Genomic DNA, 18,451 nt, shown 5'->3' with positions numbered 1-18,451 from the left:
GAATGCATTTCAACTGTGGGAGCTGGCTTGCCTGCGATGAGGCCTTACCGGCACAGCTAATCCACCTGATACACCCCAGGTTTTTCACCCTCTACCAACGCCGTCACACTCTTTCCTGCATACCCTTCTTTGTCCCCAGCAGCAAAATTCGCCACCAACCGCGTGCCATCGGCAAACGTGGTCTGCTGCACCTGCCGATCGGCCGTCAACCAGCGAAACCCTGTCATCGCCTGAGTCGCCAGGCGTTGATGCAGCGGCCGGAAGAACCGGTCCTGATGCTGAATCACCGGCAGCCGTTCTTTAAGCGTCGCGGCACTCAAGTGATACAGCGGCGGCACGTTGTAGAGCAGCTGGGTCAACTCATTTTCAGCCCGCACATTGCTCAGCTTCAAACTGTCGAACAACCAATGATGCGTGGTGATCACCGAGCCGTGGAACACCGCCTGATACAACGGCAGGCGCATCGTCGGGTCGAAATACACGCTGCGAAACGGCTCGTTGAGCGGCACGGGCTTGAAGAAGACCGTCGGTTGCTCCGGCGGGTACCAGTTACCTACGTAGTAAGGCGATTGCTTGTCTTGGGTCATCTCGCGATCACCCCAGCCAATCACTGGCGTCTGCATACCGTGGGCAAACAGAATGCCTTGGGCTGTCACCGCATTGCCGTCTTCGGAGCCGGCGGGCAGTTTGAGCACCGTGTTGAGCCAGCGCGACGCGTCGATATTGCCTTCAGCGTTTTGCGCCTGGGTCATTGGCGCGCCGTCACGGTAACTGTCGAAAACCATACTGGTGGCGTAGGCATCCAGGAACCAGGCGTTAAAACCGGCTTTGGCTTGCACCGCTTTCACCCGCGCTTCCAGTAACGGCCGCACGCAGCGCGGGTCGGTGTAATGGCCCGATTGCTGGAAGCCGGTCTTGAGCTTGCCGTCCTTCAACACGATGGCGCAGTTGCGATAAGCCTTGGTGCCCAGGTGCGCGGTGGTCCAGTCCGGGTTTTCGGTGATGGACAGTGCGGTTTCATAGGAGTCGTAGGGCGCCATCAAGTAGCCCGCGTTGACCCCCGCCTGAATCGCTTCGGGGTGCCAGAGGCCGCCTTCCCAACCTTCGCCCAACGTCAGCAGCAGACGCTTGAGCCCCGCGTCTTGCAGCGACTTCAGGGTCTTGGCCGACAGGGTGCTGCCCCAAGTGGCAGGGCTGTCGGTCAAGGCGCCGGCAAATGCCGTGGCCAGTTCATGCCGGAGTGCGCCATACCCCTCGGCAAGTTGGCGCATGTCCGGCTCGTCGCTGGCCTGCCAGGTTTGCCGGGCCTTTTTGTTCATCGCCGCGTTGAGCCCACGCAGCAAGACCGTCTTTTGGTAGCGATCCAACGTGCCGGCCTGCGTCAGCACCTGCGTGGTCTCTTTGTCCAGCAAGCCCTTGAGTTCGTGGCCGCGCAGCACCTTCACCAGCAGCGGCCAGTCGCGCACATCCTGGGGCCCTAACAGGTCATTGCCCCACAGATAGACGTGGCTGGCACCCAGCAGCTTTTCAGCCTCGGGGGTCTGGCGCAGCTTGTCCGCCAGTGGCTCATAACGGCCCTGCTCCACCAGCCATTGGCGATAGCGCTTGGCTCCGGCCAGCGGGTCGGCATCGCCCAGGTGCAGGCGCAGCGTCATCGGCGCGGTGGGTTGCAGTGCGGTGAATTCATGGGATGCCAACAGCGCCAGACCGTTGCCATCGGCCTGCCATGCCAGGCGATTGTTATAGGGGTTGGTCAGCAACCAATTGAGCGTAAAGCGCCCGTGGTCCACGCCCCATAGCGGCAGGCTCAGATCCTGGGTGGTGTTGACCTCGCCCTGTTCCAGCAAAAACGCCTTCCAGAGGGTGTTACCCGCCGGCACGTAATGCCCTTCGGCCAAGGGCCAGATCAAGCCTTTGCCCATGGCCTCGGCGGGTTGGCGCAACAGCGCCAATGGGCCCGGCTCGCGTGCGTTGATGGTCAGTTCAAGGTCGCGCTGCTCAAGGCGCGCGGTCAGGTGGTAGGCGCCGCTATCCCACTGCCAAGTGGCTTGCCCGGCATCGGCCTGCACATCGGTGACCGCGTGCGCCGCCACACCGCTGGAGGCCTGCACTGCGGCCTCGCCCGCCGGGGTGACGCGCAGCGCCAGCGTGGCGGGGTCGAGTTCGACCCGCCAGAGGGCGTTTTCCAGCACGGTGCCAGCGAAGAGTCGGGGAGACAGCAACAGGCAAAAAATCAGCATTAAACGGCGCATGACACGGGCCTTCCAAAACGCAAACAGGCCCGGAGGGTAAAACACTTACTGCCAGACGAATGTAGGGAAAGTGTTTCCAGGAGCCTTCCCACATCCTTGCAGGAAGGCGCCGAGGGTCAGGCCTGTTCTTTTTTCGGCTCGCGAATATTGTACCAGGCCACATAAAGCGCTGGCAGGAACAACAGCGTCAGCAAGGTGGCGATGATGATCCCGCCAATCATCGCGTAGGCCATCGGCCCCCAGAACACTTCCCGCGCAATCGGGATCATGCCCAGGCTGGCTGCCGCAGCGGTCAGCAGGATGGGACGGCGCCGGTGCTCGGTGGCTTCCACCACGGCATCCCACGGCGTGTAGCCGTCGCGCTCGTAGGCATCGATCTGCGTCACCAGAATCACCGAATTGCGGATGATGATGCCGATCAGCGCCAGGATGCCGAGGATCGCCACAAAGCCCATGGGCGTGCCCGTGGGGATCAGCGCCAGCACCACGCCGATCAGCCCGAGCGGCGCGACACTGGCCACCAGGAACATCTTCTGCACGCTGTGCAGCTGGATCATCAGGAACGTGGCCATCAGGAACAGCATCAACGGCACTACTTTGGCGATAGGGCCTTGGGCCTTGCCGCTTTCTTCGACGGTGCCGCCGGTGGCGACTTTGTAGCCCACCGGCAGGCCGGCGCTGAACGTGTCGATTTCGGGCTTGAGTTGCTTGACCAAGTCGGTCGGTTGCATCTCATCACGCACCGAAGCCTTGACGGTGATGGTTGGCTTGCGGTCGCGACGCCACACCAGCGGCTGTTCCAGCTCATACCGCACGGTGGCGAAGGCCAGCAACGGAATCGAGGTGCCGTTGGGCGTGACAATCTGCAGGTTCTGCAAGGTTTCCGGGGTGCCGCGCTCGGCATCTTCGGCGCGACCGACCACGTTGATCAGGTAGATATCGTCGTGCACTTGGGTCACCGACGCACCGCTGACCACGCTGTTCATCAACTGCGCCACGTCTTCCGACGACAGCCCCAATTGCCGCGCCTTGTCCTGGGCGATGTCCACGCGCAGCACTTTTCCCGGCTCGTTCCAGTCGTAAATGATCTCGCCCAGGTGAGTGTTTTTATCCAGCAAGGTCGCCAGTTCTATGGCGTGCTTGCGCACCTGATCGGTGTCCTTGCCAGACACGCGATACTGGATCGGCCGCCCAACCGGCGGGCCCATTTCCAGTGGCTGCACATAGCTGCCGATGCCGACAAAGTCATCGCGCAGGCGTTTTTGCAGGCGCGCAATCAATGCGCCGCGCTCTTCCAGGCCTTTGCTGACGATCACCAACTGCGCGTAGTAGGGGTTTTCCAATTGCTGGTCGAGGGGCAGGTAGAAACGAATTGCGCCCTGGCCGATATAGGTGCTCCAGCGCGCGATATCCGGATCGTCCTTGATGATCGCCTCAAGGCGGTCGACCGCCTTGCGCGTTTCGTTGATCGAGGCGTTTTGCGGCAGGTTGAGGTCGACGAGAATTTCCGGGCGGTCCGATGACGGGAAAAACTGGTTCTGCACAAACTGCATGGAAAACACCGACGCCACAAACAAGCCCACGGTGATACCAATCGCCCACCAGCGGTTGCGCATGGCCCAGAGCATGCCGCCATTGAACGCGCGACCGATGCGCCCAGGCTCTTTGTTTTCGGGTTTAACGTTGGCGCTGAGGATATGCACGCCGATCACCGGCGCAAACAATACCGCCACCACCCACGACACCAGCATCGCCACGGCAATCACCGCAAACAGCGTGAAGGTGTACTCGCCCGCCGAGCTGGCGTTGAGGCCGATAGGCACAAAGCCGGCGACGGTCACCAGCGTGCCGGTGAGCATCGGGAATGCGGTCGAGGTATAGGCATAGGTCGCCGCCTGTTCCTTGGTTTCGCCTTTTTCCAGGCGCGTGATCATCATCTCCACGGTGATCATCGCGTCGTCCACCAACAGGCCGAGGGCGATGATCAACGCGCCCAGCGACACGCGCTGCATGGTGATGCCGCTGTATTCCATGAACACGAACACCAGCGCCAGCACCAACGGAATCGAGCACGCCACCACCAACCCGGCACGCATGCCAAGGCTGATAAAGCTCACCACCAGCACGATGATGACGGCTTCAAACAGCGCGCTGGTAAAGCCGCCGACGGCCTCTTCCACCACTTCTGCCTGGTCGGAGACTTTGTGCACGCCCACGCCCACCGGCAGGTCAGCCGTCAACTCATCCATGCGTGTGTGCAGGGCCTTGCCGAATGACTGGATATTGCCGCCCTTCTGCATGGCGATGGCCAAGCCAATCGCCGGCTGGCCATTGAAACGGAACATCGGCCGCGCCGGGTCGACATAGCCACGGCTGATGTCGGCAATGTCGGCCAAACGGTAGAAACGGTCATTGAGGCGCAGGTTGACGTTGGCCAGGTCCTTTTCGGAGGCAAATTGCCCCGAGGTGCGCACCGAAATCCGCTCCGGCCCGGCCTCGATTACCCCGGCCGGGGTCACCGCGTTCTGCGACTGCAGGCTTTGTACGACCTGGCGCTGGTCAATCCCCAACGCTGCCAGTTTGCGCGTGGAAAAATTCAGGTAGATCACTTCGTCCTGCTGGCCGATCATCTCGACCTTGCCCAGGCCCGGCACCGAGCGGATCTCGGCGCGCACTTGCTCTACGTAGTCACGCAGTTGGCGCATCGACAGGCCATCACCGGTAAACGCGTAGACCGAACCGAACACGTCACCGAACTCATCGTTGAACGACGGCCCCTGCAAGCCTTGGGGGAAGGTGCCGCGAATGTCATCGATCTTCTTGCGCACCTGGTACCAGATATCCGGAATCGCCTTGGCGCTGGTGGTGTCTTTGAGGAACACGAACACCGTGGACTCGCCCGGCCGCGTGTAGCTTTTCACGTAGTCGAGGGAGTCGAGTTCTTCGAGTTTTTTCTCGATGCGGTCAGTGACCTGCTTGAGGGTTTCTTCCTGGGTCGCGCCCGGCCAGCGGGTCTGGATCACCATGGTTTTGATGGTGAACGAGGGGTCTTCCTCGCGGCCAAGGTTCATGTAGGAGAACACGCCCATCAGCAGCGCGACGAACATCAGGTACCAGACGAAGGACTGATGCTTGAGGGCCCAGTCGGATAAGTTGAAGCTCCCTTTCATCGCGGGCTGTCCTCGTCGATTTTGACTTTTTGCCCGGGTTTCAGGCTGTTCACGCCAGCGGTGACGATGCGTTCGCCGGGTTTGACGCCGCCATTGAGCACGGCACCGTCGGCATCGCGGCTGACCACGGTGACGTCACGCGGCTGCACGGTCTGGCTGTGGGTGTCGAGCAGCCAGATGCGGGTCTTGCCGTCAACTTCCTGCAAGGCACTCACCGGCAGTTGGATACGGGGGGCGATGGCGGTGCTCAAGGTCACGCTGATAGCGGTGCCCAGGCGGAAGGCTGGCGGTGTTTCGGTCAGGGTCAATCGCGCACGACGGGTGCGCGTGGCGCTTTGGGCCTGAGGCTCGATTTCACGCACGATGGCAGTGGTGTTGACGCTCGGGTCGAGTTGGCCTGCAACCACAAACACCACATCCTTGGGCAGGCGTTCAGCCAGGCCGGCCGGCAGGTCGATTACCGCTTCCTTGATGTCCGGGCGCGCGAGGGTCACCACTTGCTGGCCGGCGCTGACGACCTGGCCAGCCTCGGCGTTCCAGGCGGTGACGATACCGGCGTGGTCGGTGCGCAGTTCGGCGTAGTTGAGCTGGTCCTTGGCCTGGTTGACCGAAGCCTTGGCCTGGTCGAGGGTGGCCTGGGTGGTTTTCAGGTCGGTCTGGGCCACGTCCAGTTGAGCCTGGGCGCCGACACCACGGTTGAACAATTCCTGCTGACGGCGGGCGTTGGCCTGGGCGTTGATGAACTGCGCCTGCACGCGGGCAAGATCGCCCTGGGCGGCGCGCAATTGGTTCTGCTGATCGGTGGGATCGAGCACGGCGAGCAAGGCGCCCTTCTCCACTTCGGCGCCCACGTCCACCGCGCGGCGGGCGATACGGCCGGGTACGCGAAAGCCCAGGTTACTTTCATAGCGGGCCTGGATGGTGCCGGCGAAGCGGCCGAGGTTTTCCTGGTCTTCCGCTTTAACTTCCATCGACAACACCGGGCGCACGGGCTCGGGCGGCGGTTCTTTCTTGGAGCAGGCGGCCAACAACAGGCTGGCGGCGAGCAGAGCCGTCAGGCGCTTCATGGCTGGGCTCCTTGCTGGGCGATCTCGACCAGCATGCCGGGGTGCAACAATTGTCCGCCGGCCACCACGACTTTTTCGCCGCCTTTGAGCCCGTCGCCAATAATCACTTTGCCGGTGAGGTAACGCGCCACGCTGACCTTGTGCAATTGCGCCTTGCCGTCACCGTCGATCAGCCACACGGCGGGTTCGTTGAGGTCTTTGGTCAAGGCCGACCACGGCAGCTCGATGCTGGCCTTGGCCGGGCCATTGGCGGTGGCGCTGACCACCGAGCCCAGTTGCATGCCCTTGGGCAGCGATTGCAGGGCGATTTTGACTTGCACGGTGCCGGTATTGGCCGCCACCGCCGGCGTGACCTCGCGAACCTTGCCCACGGCCTTGATGTTCGGGTTATCCAGCAGGCTGACCGTGATCGGTGCATCCGGCGGCGGCTCTACCAGCAGCGATTCATAGACATTGAACACCGCATCGCGATCGCCATCGGTGGCCAGGCTGAAAATCGGCACGGTGGCCTGCACGACCTGGCCGACTTCCGCCTGGCGCGCGGTAATCACACCGGGCGCATCGGCAATCAGCGAGGTATAACCAAGTTGTTCACGGGCGTTGGCGAGCTGGGCTTGCGCGGCGGCCAGGGCGCTTTGGCTGCTGCGCAGCGCGGCCTGGGCGGCGTCGTATTCGCTGCGGCTGGTGTAGCCCTTGGGCAGCAGTTTTTCCTGGCGAACGAAGGCGGCGGCGGTTTGCTTGACGCGTGCCTGCTCGGCCACAACCTGGGCCTGGGCGGAATCGACGTTGGTCTGCAGGTCCTTGGGATCGAGCTTGGCCAGCACTTGCTTGGCGGTCACGCGGTCACCCACGTCGACCATACGCTGGATGATTTTGCCACCCACGCGAAAGGACAAATCGGTTTGCACACGGGCCTGGATATCGCCAGTCAGGGTCACTGCCGCGGCGAAATCCGCCGGCTGCACCGTCTGCACAAAAACCCGCGAATGCTCCTTGGGCTCGGCCTTTTCCTGACCACAGCCGCTCAGCAGCGCCAAGAGGCCAAGGCTGAGTAAAACTATCGAAGTGCGACCGCCCATGCAGGCTCCTTTTGCGTGATGCCGACTTGCCAGTGTGTATGCGACTGTGAGCTTAGATCAGGGTTCCTTATCTGCATGGAGGATCCCATACTCCAATGGTTCCCACGTCGACTGAATACCCTATGTTGAAAACCCTGGCGGTGGCCAATTACCGCTCGATCAATAAATTGGTGGTGCCCCTGGACCGGCTGAACCTGGTCACCGGCCCCAATGGCAGCGGCAAGTCCAACCTGTACCGCGCCTTGCGCCTGCTGGCGGAAACCGCCCAGGGCGGCGTCATCAATGCGCTGGCCCGTGAAGGCGGGCTGGATTCAACCTTCTGGGCCGGGCCGGAAACCATCAGCCGGCGCATGCGTGAGGGCGAAGTCGCCGTACAAGCCACCACCCGCCAGAACGTGAAGCGTCTGCGCCTGGGATTTGCCGGGGAAGATTTCAGCTACGCCATCTCCATGGGGTTGCCGTCACCCGGTATCAGTTATTTCTCCCTGGACCCCGAAATAAAAAAAGAATGCATCTGGGCCGGCCACCTCTATCGCCCCGCCAGCCTGCTGGTGCAGCGCTCCGGGCCGATGGTTCGGGCACGTGAGGGGCGCAACTGGGATGTACTGGCCCAGCACACACCCGATTACCACAGCCTGTTCGATCAGGTCGGCAGCCTGCGCGGCTCGCCGGAGGTGCTGTTGCTGCGCGAAAGCATCCGTGGCTGGCGCTTTTATGATCACTTTCGCAGCGATGTGGACGCGCCCGTTCGCCAACCACAATTAGGCACGCGCACGCCGGTGTTGCATCACGACGGGCGCGATTTGGCCGCGGCGTTGCAGACCATCCGCGAAATCGGCGACCCCGAGGCCTTGCAGCGTGCGGTCAGCGATGCATTCCCCGGCGCACGCCTGAATATCCAGCCGTTGCAGGGCGGGCGCTTTGCGATTGAGTTTTATCAGGAAGGCTTGCTGCGGCCCTTGTCGGCGGCGGAGTTGTCGGACGGCACCTTGCGTTATCTATTGTTGATCGCGGCGCTGCTCACGCCACGGCCGCCGACCATGATGGTACTGAACGAGCCGGAAACCAGCCTGCACCCGGATTTGCTGCCGGCGTTGGCGCGTTTGATTATCCAGGCGTCCCAGCATTGCCAGGTGTGGGTGGTGTCGCATGCCAGCCGATTGATTGCGGCGTTGCAGCAGGATGAAGGGTGTAATTCGATTGTGTTGGAGAAGGTGATGGGCGAGACGCGGATTGTGGGGCAAGGGATGCTGGATGCGCCGGCGTGGCATTGGCCGGAGTAGGTGCAGTGACTTCACTGGCCTCTTCGCGGGCAAGCCCGCTCCCACATTTTGATTTGCGAACACACTCAAAGGTGGGAGCTGGCTTGCCTGCGATAGCGGTAGAACAGTCAGCGCGGGATCAACCCTGCCACTTACCGCCTTCAACAATCACACTCTCAGGCTTGGTGTCATCGCTCAGCTCTTTACGCACATATTGGTCGTACAGCTTGAGCAGGAACTTCTCCTCGCCCAACTTCGCCAACTCGGTATTCACCCAGTCGCGCAGTTCGATGTTGCCCTTCTTCACGGCCGGCGCAATCGGTGCTTCATCACCGAGTTTCTCTTCCAGCACGCGGTAGCCCGGGTTCTGCTTGGCCCAGCTGAACAGCACCAGGTTGTCTTGCGCGTACGCATCGCCACGCCCGGCCGACAGCGCCTGCAGCGACTCGGAGTTTTTCTCGAACTTGAGCAGTTTCCAGTCCGGGTGGTTTTTGGTCAGCCAGATATCGGCGGTGGTGCCGGTGGTGACGATGGTGGTGCGGGTGGCCAGGTCATCCAGGCTTTTCACCGAGCTGTTCTGCGGCACCAGGGCTTGCACCGCCACTTTCAGGTTGGGATTGGTGAAGTCCACCGCTTCCTTGCGCTCCGGCGTTACGGTCATGTTGGCAAGGATCAGGTCGACCTTGTCGCTCTGCAGAAACGGAATACGGCTGGCCGGTTCGACGGCGACAAACTCGACCTTGTTTTCGTCGCCCAGCAAATCCTTGGCAAATTGACGGCCGATATCCGTATCGAAGCCGACGTAACGACCGGCTTCGTTCACAAAACCGAACGGCGGTTTGTCGGTGAATACGCCGACGATCAGCTTGTCGCGCGCCTTGATCTTGTCGATGTAGCTGGCGGCCGCAGTCGCAGGTTTGGCAGGCTCTTCGGCCTTTTTATCGCAGCCGGCCAGTAAGGCGACGGCCAACAGTGGCAGCAGTAGTTTTTTCATATCAGCTCCAATTCCTTGGTTTTCTTGGGCAGTGTTGAAACAAAGGAGAACTTCTCCAGAAACTGCTGCGCGCGTGCGGTTTGCGGGTTCGTAAAGAATTCTTCGGGGGTGTTGTGTTCGAGGATGCGACCGGCCTCCATGAACACCACGCGATCAGCGACGGCGCGGGCGAAGGCCATTTCATGGGTGACGATCAACAAGGTCATGCCGTCGCGGGCCAGGCCCTGGATCACTTCCAGCACTTCCTTGACCATTTCCGGGTCGAGGGCGGCGGTGACTTCGTCAAACAGCATCACTTGCGGGTTCATGCACAGCGAACGGACGATGGCGATGCGTTGCTGCTGACCACCGGACAACTGGCGTGGGAAGGCGTCGCGCTTGTCGGCCAGGCCCACACGTTCGAGTAATTTTCCCGCTTGGGCACGGGCTTCGCGAGGCGCGCGTTTTTGCACTTTCAGCGGGCCGAGCAGGATGTTGTCGAGCACGCTCATGTGCGGGAACAGGTGGTAGCTCTGGAACACCATGCCCACGTCCTGGCGCACCTGGCGCCAATCGGTATTCTTGTCCAGCAGTTCTTTGCCGGCAAAACGCAGGCTGCCGCTGTGCGCCACTTCCAGGCCGTTGAGGCAGCGCAACAAAGTGCTTTTGCCGCAGCCGCTGGGGCCGAGGATCACCACCACTTCGCCGCTTTGCACACTCAGGTCGATGCCCTTGAGCACCTGCTGCTCGCCGAAGAATTTGTTGAAAGCCTGGAACTCGATCAATGCGCTCATGCTTGGGCCCAGCGCCGTTCCAGCACCTTGGAGGCGGCCGACAACGGGTAGCAGATAAAGAAGAAAAACAGGAACAGCACGCCGTAGATCAGTACTGACTCATAGGTGCGCTCGATGATTTGCTGGCCGACCTTGATCACGTCCACCACGCCGATCAGCACCGCCAGCGAGCTGGTCTTGATGATGCGCGTGTAGACGTTGATGGTTGGCGGCGTCATGCGCTTGAGGGCTTGGGGCAGCAACACGTAGCCGTACAGCTGCGGGTCGGACAGACCAATCGACAAGCCCGCTTCGCGCTGGCCACGCGGCAGCGAATGCAGCGCGCCGCGTACCACTTCGCCCACCTCGCTGGCGCCCCACAACGACAGCACCAGCACCGCGCACCAGAAACTCGGAATGCTCAGGCCGAAGAAAATCGGCAAACCGAAAAACAGCAGGTACAACCACACCAGCACCGGAATCGCCCGGAACAGCTCCAGGTACACCCGCAGCACCGCGTTGATCAGCGTGTTATTCAGCGTGCGCAGCACGCCATACAACACCCCGCCGACGGTGCTGAAGGCGATGCTCAGGAAAGAAATCGACAGCGTCTGCGCAGCGCCCTTGCCCAGTTGCGGCAACGACACCCACAACAACTCAAGACCCGAACTGGCCATGCTGGAGCCTCCTTTCCAGGCGGCTGAGCAGCAGCGACAGCGGCAAAAACAACAGCACGCAAATCAGCGTCAGCACGGCGAGCATTTCGTAGGTTTTGTAGTAGAGCGCGATGTAGCTCTTGGTGGTGTAGAGAATCTCCGGCACCGCCACGGCCGAGACCACCGTGGTCTCCTTGAGCAGGAAGATGAAATTGGCGAACAGCGCCGGCAGGCTGAGGATGCCGGCCTGAGGCAGGATCACATGGCGCAGCAGCTGCCAGTCGGACAGGCCGATGGACTTGCCCGACTCGATCTGCGCCAGCGGCACCGCTTCCACACCGGCGCGCAGCACTTCGGTGAGGTAGGCGCCGCCAAGGAAGGTCATGGTGATGATCGCCGCCCAGAACCCAGAGATATTGAACCCCAGCGCCGGCAAGGCGAAGTACACGAAGAACAGTTGGATCAGCAGCGGCGTGTTGCGCGCCAGCTCCACATACAGCGCCACCAGGCGCGACAGGTACGGCGTGCGAAACACCAGCAGCGCTGCGTTGATCAGTGCCACCAGCAACGAGGTGGCAATGGCGATCAGGCCCACTTGCAGCGTCACCCCCACGGCGTTGAGAAACGCCGGCAAGGTGCTGAGGATAAAAGCGAAATCGAAGGTCATCTTGAGTCCATGACGCCGCAAGGGTAATGCAGCGGGCGCAGTCCGATCCGGCGTGGGTAACGCCGGGTAGCGCCAACTTTAAAGGTATAAAAAGTAAAATTTAAATACCCAAATAGCATATTGATATCACCCAAAAAGATAACCGCCGGATTCGCGGGTTGTCCGGGTGACGGCTATGGTTGGGGGGTCTGAGATTCGAGGGATTGAACCATGAACGAAGTGAAGCCGATTGATCCGCAGGAGCTGGTGAAGTGGCTGATGGCGTTGCGCCGGGCGGTCCACGCACAAAATATGCAAGCCTGTGCAAATCAAATGTGGGAGGGGGCTTGCCCCCGATAGCGGTATGTCAGCCACAGATGCATTGACTGAACCACTGCTATCGGGGGCAAGCCCCCTCCCACATTTATTGCATTCCAAATTCCAGGCATAAAAAAACGCCGACGCTATGTGAGCCGTCGGCGTTCAAACCTTGAAGGGGGTTTGGTTTACATCAGAACGCCGGTACGACGGCGCCTTTGTACTTGGAATCGATGAACGCTTTGACTTCAGGGCTGGTCAGGGCCTTGGCCAGCTTCTGGATAGCGTCGCTGTCCTTGTTGTCCGGGCGTGCCACCAGGAAGTTCACGTATGGCGACTTGGCGTCTTCGATGATCAGCGCGTCTTTGGCTGGGTTCAGGCCAGCTTCCAAGGCGTAGTTGGTGTTGATCAAGTCCAGGTCAACCTGGTCCAGCACGCGTGGCAACAGCGCCGATTCCAGCTCTTTGAATTTCAGGTGTTTCGGGTTGCTGGCGATGTCTTTCGGCGTGGCCAGGGCGTTGCTTGGGTCTTTGAGGGTGATCACACCGGCTTTTTGCAGCAGCAACAGGGCGCGGCCGCTGTTGGAGCCTTCGTTCGGGATGGCCACGGTGGCGCCATCTTTGAGCTCGGAAATATTCTTGATCTTCTTCGAGTAACCGCCGAAAGGTTCAACGTGCACGCCGACCACAGTGACCAGGTTGGTGCCCTTGCCCTTGTTGAAGTTTTCCAGGTACGGCAGGGTCTGGAAGTAGTTGGCATCCAGACGCTTCTCGGCCACTTGCACGTTAGGTTGCACGTAGTCGGTGAATACTTTGATCTCCAGGTCTACGCCTTCTTTGGCCAGGGTCGGTTTGACCAGCTCAAGGATCTCGGCGTGCGGGATCGGCGTGGCGGCAACCACCAGTTTCTCGTTGGCCTGGGCGAAGCTTGCAGTCAGGGCAGCCGCCAGTGCGGTAAACAACAGAACCTTTTTCATGCAGTGTCCTTATCGAAATTCCGGGGCGTCTCTGACGACCGTTTTTATGGTGTGCCAGCGAAGTGCTATCGCGGCGTGGAGTGGACAATACCTAGATTTTTTATTCCCGAACAATATCTTTTATTCACTTTGATATTCCATTTTGCTCATGTAGCTGCTGTTCATTTAGAAAGCTGAGCAAGGTTTGCCGCTCGGCGGCGCTGGCACTCGCGAAGATCCGCTGCACCTGTTCCAGTGGCGAGCCCGCCACCGGCAGGTTGAGATGTTCGGGCAAAATCTCATCACCACTGCTCACCAGCAACGCAAAGTGAATAACGTTTTCCAGCTCGCGGGTATTGCCCGGCCAGCTGTGGAGTTCCAACACACGCTGGGCGGCATCACTGATCAGCGGCACCGGCAGGTCCAGGCGCTGGCTGTAGATGCCGAGAAAATATTCAGCCAGCGACAGAATATCGCCCACGCGCTCGCGCAGAGCGGGCAGGTCGAGCTGGCCTTCACTCAAATAATGGAACAGACGCTCGTGAAACTTGCCCGCCGCCACGGCCTGGGCTAGGTCGATGCTGGTCGCCGCAACCAGGCGCACATCCACCGGGCTGGGCTGGTGGGCGCCAACGCGGGTGACTTCGTGATTTTCCAGAGCGGCGAGCAATTTCACCTGGATCGGCAACGGCAAGTCGCCGATCTCATCCAGGTACAAGGTGCCGCCGTTGGCCGACCCGAACCACCCGGCCCGACTGCTCGCCGCGCCGCTGTGGCTGCCGGCCGCGTAGCCAAACAGCTCGGCATCGGCGTAAGTGGGGCTGATCGCGCCGCAGTTGACCGAGACAAACAACCCGGTGCGGTCGCTGCCACGGTGAATATGCCGCGCCAGCAGCTCCTTGCCGCTGCCAGTCTCACCGCGAATCAACACCGGCAAGGCGCGTGGCGCCAGGCTTTCCAGGTCTTCACGCAATTGGCGCGAGCGCGGGTCGACAAACACCAGGGCCTTGGCGCGGATGCTCAGCGGGCTTTTTTCGGCGTCGGGGAAGGTCAGCAGTGGCTGGCCGAAGGTTTCATGACTCATGGCAGGCTCCCGCCCCCAATCCACTCAGGGACGGGGCGTTGAAAAATGTTCAGGCAGTACGCCGGGCGTGGTGCTCGAGGCGGTTTTGCAGGCGATAGAGGTAGGCGAAGCCCTGCTCCCAGCGCTGGTGGCCGGACTTCACATTGATATGGCCGGCGCCGGACAGAATCCCGGCCTCCGCGCCCCAATTGCGCGCCAGTTCCAGAGCACGCGGGGCGCTGACCGCGCTGTCGTTGTCGGAGCTGACCACTTGGCTGGGAAACGGCAGCAGGTCGCTCGGGATCGGAGCGAAGTTGCGCAAGGCCGGTGAACAGGCCGGGCGTTCGACATCCGCCGGAGCCACCAGCAAAGCGCCGCGGACCTGACGCAAAAAGTGCACCGGCGCAGTAGCGGCCCAATGCGCGACGGTGATGCAGCCCAGGCTATGGGCGATCAGGATCACCGGCGTGCTGTCGGCGGCGATGGCCTCGGCGAGTGCGGCCACCCAGTCTTCGCGACGCGGCGTCAGCCAATCGGCCTGCTCCACCCGCGCGCTGTTGGGCAGGCTGTTCTGCCAATGGGTTTGCCAATGATCTTCTGGCGATCCTTGCCAGCCCGGCACGATCAGATAACGAATCGACTCGCTGTGCATGGGTCTGCCCTCCTGCAGCGTTTAACGTTGCTGACCAGTATAGGGACGGGGGTTATATTCGTTAAGGAATAAGAAGCTATTTATTAATAACCAAAATCTCAAACCCATCGCAGATCAAAATGTGGGAGCGGGGTTGCTCGCGAATGCGGTGCATCAGTCGGCGCATCTGCTACTGACCCACCGTATTCGCGAGCAAGCCCGCTCCCACATAGACCTCATTTCACATCGAGCTTCAACGGAATTCCAGGCAAAAAAAAAGGCCGCACCCTGCCAAGGAAACGGCCAAAAAATTGTCGAGGCATTTGAAACTAACGTGCGGTAATCACCGACAACTTGGTAATCCCCGCGCGTTCGATAGACGCCATGGCTCGCGCCACTTCGCCGTAGTTCACTCCGTTGTCAGCCTGCAGTTGCACCCGCACATCGGGGTCCTTGGCCTTGGCCGCCTGCAGGTTGAACTCCAGCAGGTCCGGCTGGATTTCGTCCTTGTTGATAAACAGTTTGCCGGCGCCGTCGATACTCACCACCAGCGGGTCTTTCTGCTCAACCGGCGCCACGGCTTGGGTCTTGGGCAGGTTGATCGGGATCGCGTTGGTCAACAGCGGCGCAGTGACGATAAACACCACCAGCAGCACCAGCATCACGTCCACCAGCGGCGTGACGTTGATCTCGCTCAGCACCTCGTCACTGTCTTGTGTGGAAAAGGCCATCTCAGGACGCCTCCTTCACTTTCTGCGGGTTGCCGGCCGCGCTTTTGGTCAGCGCAGGGTGCAGCAGCACGCGGAAGGCGTTTTTCTGCGCCAGGCTGTAGAAGTCGTGGGCAAAGTCATCCAGGTCAGCAGCCGTCAGCTTCAGGCGGCGCAGGAAATAGTTGTAGACCAGCACCGCCGGCACCGCGACGGCGATCCCCACACCGGTGGCCACCAGCGCCGCACCAATCGGGCCGGCCACAGTTTCCAGGCTGGCGGAGCCGGCGGCGCTGATGCCTTTCAACGCTTCCATGATCCCCCACACGGTGCCGAACAGGCCGATAAACGGCGAGGTGCTGCCGATACTGGCGACCACGGCCAGGCCGGTTTCCAGCGAGCGACGCTCACGCACGATCTGCTGACGCAGGGCGCGTTCGAGGCGGTCCTGATGGTTGATGGCCTGGCTCAGGTCCGCGGCGTGTGGCGCGTCACCGACCTGGATCGCGGCATAACCGGCCTGGGCCACGCGCGCTGCGGCGCCGGGCTGGGTTTCGGCCAGTTCAGCAGCCGAGTCGAGACTCGACGCCGCCCAGAACTGTTTGTGGAATTTGCGATCCTGGGCTTTGAGGCGACCAAACTGCACGCCCTTGAGCAAGGCGAAGCCCCAGGTGGCGACCGAAAAAGCCACCAGCAGCCAGATCACCGCGCTTTCGATGGATTCAACTGGAGATGCTAATGCCATGATGTTTTCCCTCTGTGCAGGTCGCGGCGTGTCCAACACACCGCTGCCGAATAGTTAGTGAATCTTGAAATCGATCGGTACGCTGACCCAGCCGTCCTGGGCCACATCGCCCTGCTTGGCCGGCACGAAGCTCCAACGCTTCACGGCGGTCAGTGCGGCGTCATCGAGTTGCTGGCGACCGCTGCTTTTCTGGACCTGGATCTCGCCCGGCTTGCCGCTGGCTAACACATGCACCCTGAGCAATACCGTGCCTTCCCAACCGCGACGCTGGGCCAGTGACGGGTACTCCGGCGCCGGGTTCTTCAGGTACGCGGCGTTCGCCGAAGCGGGTGTAACCGGGGCCGGCGACGGTGGCGCGGCTGGCGCGGGCGGTGCAGGTGGCGCCGGCGTAGGTGGCGCGGGCGGTTGCTCGACCGGTTTGGGTGCAGGCTTGGGATCGGGCTTGGGCACCGGTTTGGGTTTAGGCTTGGGAATCGGTTTTGGCGGCGCCGGCTTGGCGGCCAACTCATCCACCACCGGCGGCGGTGGCTCGACCACAGGTGGCGGTGGCGGCGGCACGGGCGGTGGCGGTTCAACCACCGGCGGCGCCGGCTGGGAAAATTCGATCGTCATCGGCGGGATTTCCGGCGGCACAATCGGCAATACCGGCGTCGGCTTCTGGCTCACCCAATAGATCACCGCACCGTGCAGCGCCAACACCAGCAAGCCGAGCAGCAGCCCTTCGCGACGGCTCGAGAAGCGCTTCGGGGTTTTCTGCAAACGCAACTGCCCCAACGGCGCGCGATGCGGCCGGCCAAGGTCGACCAACTCGCCACCCGGTGCCTGGCGCCATTGCGCCTCGGGTGCACTGGCGGCGGTCTGGACATTGCCCATTGATTCACTCCCTACGGTCTTCACACAAAAAAACCGACAGGCCTGCCTTGGCGGCCGTCGAGGGCTGAATCATCGGGGCCAGACGCTTATCTCTTAAAGTAATCTTTAAAGTTATACATAGATCTAAATTGAATATGAGAAACATCCTGAAACGCCAAAGCCACGGCCTGCGCGGCCTGTGGCGAAGGTGCTGTTTTTCGATGCTTTTCAGGCATAAAAAATATTCAGTGAAGGCATCGATTGTGGCGGGTGGCTTGCCCCGCGTTGGATTGCGCAGCAGACCCACTGGGAGATAACGCGGTGTCAGATAGATCGGTTTGGCAGGGTTTGGGGCGGCTACGCAGCCCAACGCGGGGCAAGCCCGCTCGCCACGAACGCGGCGCTCGTCGACAGCTTTACGCTGGGCTGTTGGCGCATAACTCGAGCAATTGACGTTGCAACGTCTGCCCGGCTGCGCCCAACCCGCTGCGGCCGTATAACGCCAGGCGCACGCCTTGCACCGTGGGCAACCCACTGTCCTCGCCGAGCACCACGTGCCCAGGCTGCACCACCCGGCGTGGTAACAGGCTGATGCCGAGCCCCGCCGCCACTGCCGAACACACGCTGGCCAGGCCGGCGCTGGAATAGCCGATGCGCCAGCGCCAGCCACCCACTTCCAGGTAATGCAGCATTTCATTGCGATACAACCCACCCACCGGAAACGCCACCAGGGGCAACGGGTCGCGGCCCAGGCACGGCATGCTACGGCTGTCGACCCAGCACAGGGGCTCCGGCCACGACGCCAGGCAGTCGTCGCTGTCACCCATTTGCTTGACCAGCAACACATCGAACTCACCTGCACGGTATTGACGCTGCAGCTCCGGGCCGAGGCCGCTGGTGACTTCCAGGCGCACGCGCGGGTAGGCCACCACGAACGACGACAGCAACGGCATCAGCCGTTCAGCGGCAAAGTCCTCTGGCACCCCCAGGCGCAGCACGCCGTCGCTTTGCTGAGTGATCAGCACGTCGGCAGCCTCTTCATGCAGCGCGAGGATGCGCCGCGCGTACGCCAGCAAGCGCTCACCCTCGGCGGTGGCCACCACGCGGCGCTGATCGCGGTCGAGCAACTGGCACGCCACGGCCTCTTCCAGGCGGCGGATCTGCTGGCTCACGGTGGACTGGGTCACGTGCAGGCGCTCGGCGGCGCGGGTGAAATTGCCGCAATCCACCACGGCGACAAAACTGCGTAACAATACGGGGTCGAACATGGCGCCTCACCATTGCGTTTGCCACTGATTGGCA

General features: G+C 61.5%; 17 protein-coding genes. 2 read left to right on the top strand and 15 right to left on the bottom strand.

Annotated features, from left to right (window positions below; all coding sequences use genetic code 11):
* Nucleotides 1-56: 56 nt before the first annotated feature.
* From FPT15_RS07645 to FPT15_RS07630, 4 genes are all read right to left on the bottom strand, one after another.
* Complete coding sequence (locus FPT15_RS07645) at nt 57-2,252, bottom strand: glycoside hydrolase (RefSeq protein WP_145159756.1); 2,196 nt, start codon at nt 2,250-2,252, stop codon at nt 57-59.
* Nucleotides 2,253-2,368: 116 nt separating this feature from the next.
* A complete protein-coding gene (locus FPT15_RS07640; protein WP_145159754.1) occupies nt 2,369-5,422 on the bottom strand; it encodes an efflux RND transporter permease subunit in 3,054 nt (1,017 codons plus the stop codon).
* The gene (locus FPT15_RS07635) at nt 5,419-6,489 is read right to left on the bottom strand and encodes an efflux RND transporter periplasmic adaptor subunit (RefSeq protein WP_145159752.1); all 1,071 of its coding nucleotides are present in this window, start codon (nt 6,487-6,489) and stop codon (nt 5,419-5,421) included. Before FPT15_RS07635 ends, FPT15_RS07640 begins: the two co-directional genes overlap by 4 nt.
* Nucleotides 6,486-7,568, bottom strand: a complete 1,083-nt coding sequence (locus tag FPT15_RS07630) for an efflux RND transporter periplasmic adaptor subunit (RefSeq protein ID WP_145159750.1) — start codon at nt 7,566-7,568, stop codon at nt 6,486-6,488. Before FPT15_RS07630 ends, FPT15_RS07635 begins: the two co-directional genes overlap by 4 nt.
* 122 nt (nt 7,569-7,690) lie before the next feature.
* On the opposite strand from FPT15_RS07630, the gene FPT15_RS07625 reads away from it, so the two are divergent.
* Complete coding sequence (locus tag FPT15_RS07625) at nt 7,691-8,851, top strand: AAA family ATPase (RefSeq protein WP_145159748.1); 1,161 nt, start codon at nt 7,691-7,693, stop codon at nt 8,849-8,851.
* 118 nt (nt 8,852-8,969) lie between these two features.
* Here FPT15_RS07625 and FPT15_RS07620 read toward each other — a convergent pair whose 3' ends face one another.
* From FPT15_RS07620 to FPT15_RS07605, 4 genes are read right to left on the bottom strand one after another with little or no spacing between them, the layout of a single operon-like run.
* Nucleotides 8,970-9,824, bottom strand: a complete 855-nt coding sequence (locus FPT15_RS07620) for a transporter substrate-binding domain-containing protein (protein ID WP_145159746.1) — start codon at nt 9,822-9,824, stop codon at nt 8,970-8,972.
* Entirely contained in the window at nt 9,821-10,597 is a 777-nt protein-coding gene (locus FPT15_RS07615) for an amino acid ABC transporter ATP-binding protein (protein ID WP_145159744.1), read from the bottom strand. Before FPT15_RS07615 ends, FPT15_RS07620 begins: the two co-directional genes overlap by 4 nt.
* Nucleotides 10,594-11,253, bottom strand: coding sequence for an amino acid ABC transporter permease (locus FPT15_RS07610; protein WP_032884905.1), 660 nt, complete (start codon nt 11,251-11,253; stop codon nt 10,594-10,596). Before FPT15_RS07610 ends, FPT15_RS07615 begins: the two co-directional genes overlap by 4 nt.
* A complete protein-coding gene (locus FPT15_RS07605) occupies nt 11,234-11,899 on the bottom strand; it encodes an amino acid ABC transporter permease (RefSeq protein ID WP_064450163.1) in 666 nt (221 codons plus the stop codon). The genes FPT15_RS07610 and FPT15_RS07605 overlap by 20 nt, the downstream gene beginning before the upstream one ends.
* 210 nt (nt 11,900-12,109) lie before the next feature.
* On the opposite strand from FPT15_RS07605, the gene FPT15_RS29985 reads away from it, so the two are divergent.
* The gene (locus FPT15_RS29985) at nt 12,110-12,238 is read left to right on the top strand and encodes a hypothetical protein (RefSeq protein ID WP_256676391.1); all 129 of its coding nucleotides are present in this window, start codon (nt 12,110-12,112) and stop codon (nt 12,236-12,238) included.
* Between the two features lie 151 nt (nt 12,239-12,389).
* Here FPT15_RS29985 and FPT15_RS07600 read toward each other — a convergent pair whose 3' ends face one another.
* The 7 genes from FPT15_RS07600 to FPT15_RS07570 form a co-directional block, all read right to left on the bottom strand.
* The gene (locus tag FPT15_RS07600; RefSeq protein WP_145159742.1) at nt 12,390-13,172 is read right to left on the bottom strand and encodes a MetQ/NlpA family ABC transporter substrate-binding protein; all 783 of its coding nucleotides are present in this window, start codon (nt 13,170-13,172) and stop codon (nt 12,390-12,392) included.
* Nucleotides 13,173-13,296: 124 nt separating this feature from the next.
* A complete protein-coding gene (locus FPT15_RS07595; protein ID WP_145159740.1) occupies nt 13,297-14,235 on the bottom strand; it encodes a sigma 54-interacting transcriptional regulator in 939 nt (312 codons plus the stop codon).
* 49 nt (nt 14,236-14,284) lie between these two features.
* The gene (locus FPT15_RS07590) at nt 14,285-14,866 is read right to left on the bottom strand and encodes an alpha/beta hydrolase (RefSeq protein WP_119738240.1); all 582 of its coding nucleotides are present in this window, start codon (nt 14,864-14,866) and stop codon (nt 14,285-14,287) included.
* A 308-nt stretch (nt 14,867-15,174) separates the two neighbouring features.
* Nucleotides 15,175-15,576, bottom strand: a complete 402-nt coding sequence (locus FPT15_RS07585) for a biopolymer transporter ExbD (RefSeq protein WP_145159738.1) — start codon at nt 15,574-15,576, stop codon at nt 15,175-15,177.
* 1 nt (nt 15,577) lies between these two features.
* Nucleotides 15,578-16,300: a MotA/TolQ/ExbB proton channel family protein gene (locus tag FPT15_RS07580; RefSeq protein WP_145160395.1), complete on the bottom strand. Its 723-nt coding sequence runs from the start codon at nt 16,298-16,300 to the stop codon at nt 15,578-15,580.
* A 51-nt stretch (nt 16,301-16,351) separates the two neighbouring features.
* Nucleotides 16,352-17,170: an energy transducer TonB gene (locus tag FPT15_RS07575; RefSeq protein WP_145159736.1), complete on the bottom strand. Its 819-nt coding sequence runs from the start codon at nt 17,168-17,170 to the stop codon at nt 16,352-16,354.
* 395 nt (nt 17,171-17,565) lie between these two features.
* Entirely contained in the window at nt 17,566-18,417 is an 852-nt protein-coding gene (locus FPT15_RS07570) for a LysR family transcriptional regulator (RefSeq protein WP_145159734.1), read from the bottom strand.
* Between the last annotated feature and the right edge of the window lie 34 nt (nt 18,418-18,451).

The sequence above is a fragment of the Pseudomonas sp. RGB genome (assembly GCF_007713445.1).
Lineage (GTDB): Bacteria > Pseudomonadota > Gammaproteobacteria > Pseudomonadales > Pseudomonadaceae > Aquipseudomonas.
The sequence above is the reverse complement of the archived record's forward strand: the minus strand, read 5'-3'. Positions and strand labels throughout refer to the sequence as shown.

What these genes read in the sequence shown, in the direction of transcription:
- FPT15_RS07645 (WP_145159756.1), bottom strand. Translation starts at nt 2,252, where the DNA reads ATGCGCCGTTTAATGCTGATTTTTTGCCTGTTGCTGTCTCCCCGACTC.
- FPT15_RS07640 (WP_145159754.1), bottom strand. Translation starts at nt 5,422, where the DNA reads ATGAAAGGGAGCTTCAACTTATCCGACTGGGCCCTCAAGCATCAGTCC.
- FPT15_RS07635 (WP_145159752.1), bottom strand. Translation starts at nt 6,489, where the DNA reads ATGAAGCGCCTGACGGCTCTGCTCGCCGCCAGCCTGTTGTTGGCCGCC.
- FPT15_RS07630 (WP_145159750.1), bottom strand. Translation starts at nt 7,568, where the DNA reads ATGGGCGGTCGCACTTCGATAGTTTTACTCAGCCTTGGCCTCTTGGCG.
- FPT15_RS07625 (WP_145159748.1), top strand. Translation starts at nt 7,691, where the DNA reads ATGTTGAAAACCCTGGCGGTGGCCAATTACCGCTCGATCAATAAATTG.
- FPT15_RS07620 (WP_145159746.1), bottom strand. Translation starts at nt 9,824, where the DNA reads ATGAAAAAACTACTGCTGCCACTGTTGGCCGTCGCCTTACTGGCCGGC.
- FPT15_RS07615 (WP_145159744.1), bottom strand. Translation starts at nt 10,597, where the DNA reads ATGAGCGCATTGATCGAGTTCCAGGCTTTCAACAAATTCTTCGGCGAG.
- FPT15_RS07610 (WP_032884905.1), bottom strand. Translation starts at nt 11,253, where the DNA reads ATGGCCAGTTCGGGTCTTGAGTTGTTGTGGGTGTCGTTGCCGCAACTG.
- FPT15_RS07605 (WP_064450163.1), bottom strand. Translation starts at nt 11,899, where the DNA reads ATGACCTTCGATTTCGCTTTTATCCTCAGCACCTTGCCGGCGTTTCTC.
- FPT15_RS29985 (WP_256676391.1), top strand. Translation starts at nt 12,110, where the DNA reads ATGAACGAAGTGAAGCCGATTGATCCGCAGGAGCTGGTGAAGTGGCTG.
- FPT15_RS07600 (WP_145159742.1), bottom strand. Translation starts at nt 13,172, where the DNA reads ATGAAAAAGGTTCTGTTGTTTACCGCACTGGCGGCTGCCCTGACTGCA.
- FPT15_RS07595 (WP_145159740.1), bottom strand. Translation starts at nt 14,235, where the DNA reads ATGAGTCATGAAACCTTCGGCCAGCCACTGCTGACCTTCCCCGACGCC.
- FPT15_RS07590 (WP_119738240.1), bottom strand. Translation starts at nt 14,866, where the DNA reads ATGCACAGCGAGTCGATTCGTTATCTGATCGTGCCGGGCTGGCAAGGA.
- FPT15_RS07585 (WP_145159738.1), bottom strand. Translation starts at nt 15,576, where the DNA reads ATGGCCTTTTCCACACAAGACAGTGACGAGGTGCTGAGCGAGATCAAC.
- FPT15_RS07575 (WP_145159736.1), bottom strand. Translation starts at nt 17,170, where the DNA reads ATGGGCAATGTCCAGACCGCCGCCAGTGCACCCGAGGCGCAATGGCGC.
- FPT15_RS07570 (WP_145159734.1), bottom strand. Translation starts at nt 18,417, where the DNA reads ATGTTCGACCCCGTATTGTTACGCAGTTTTGTCGCCGTGGTGGATTGC.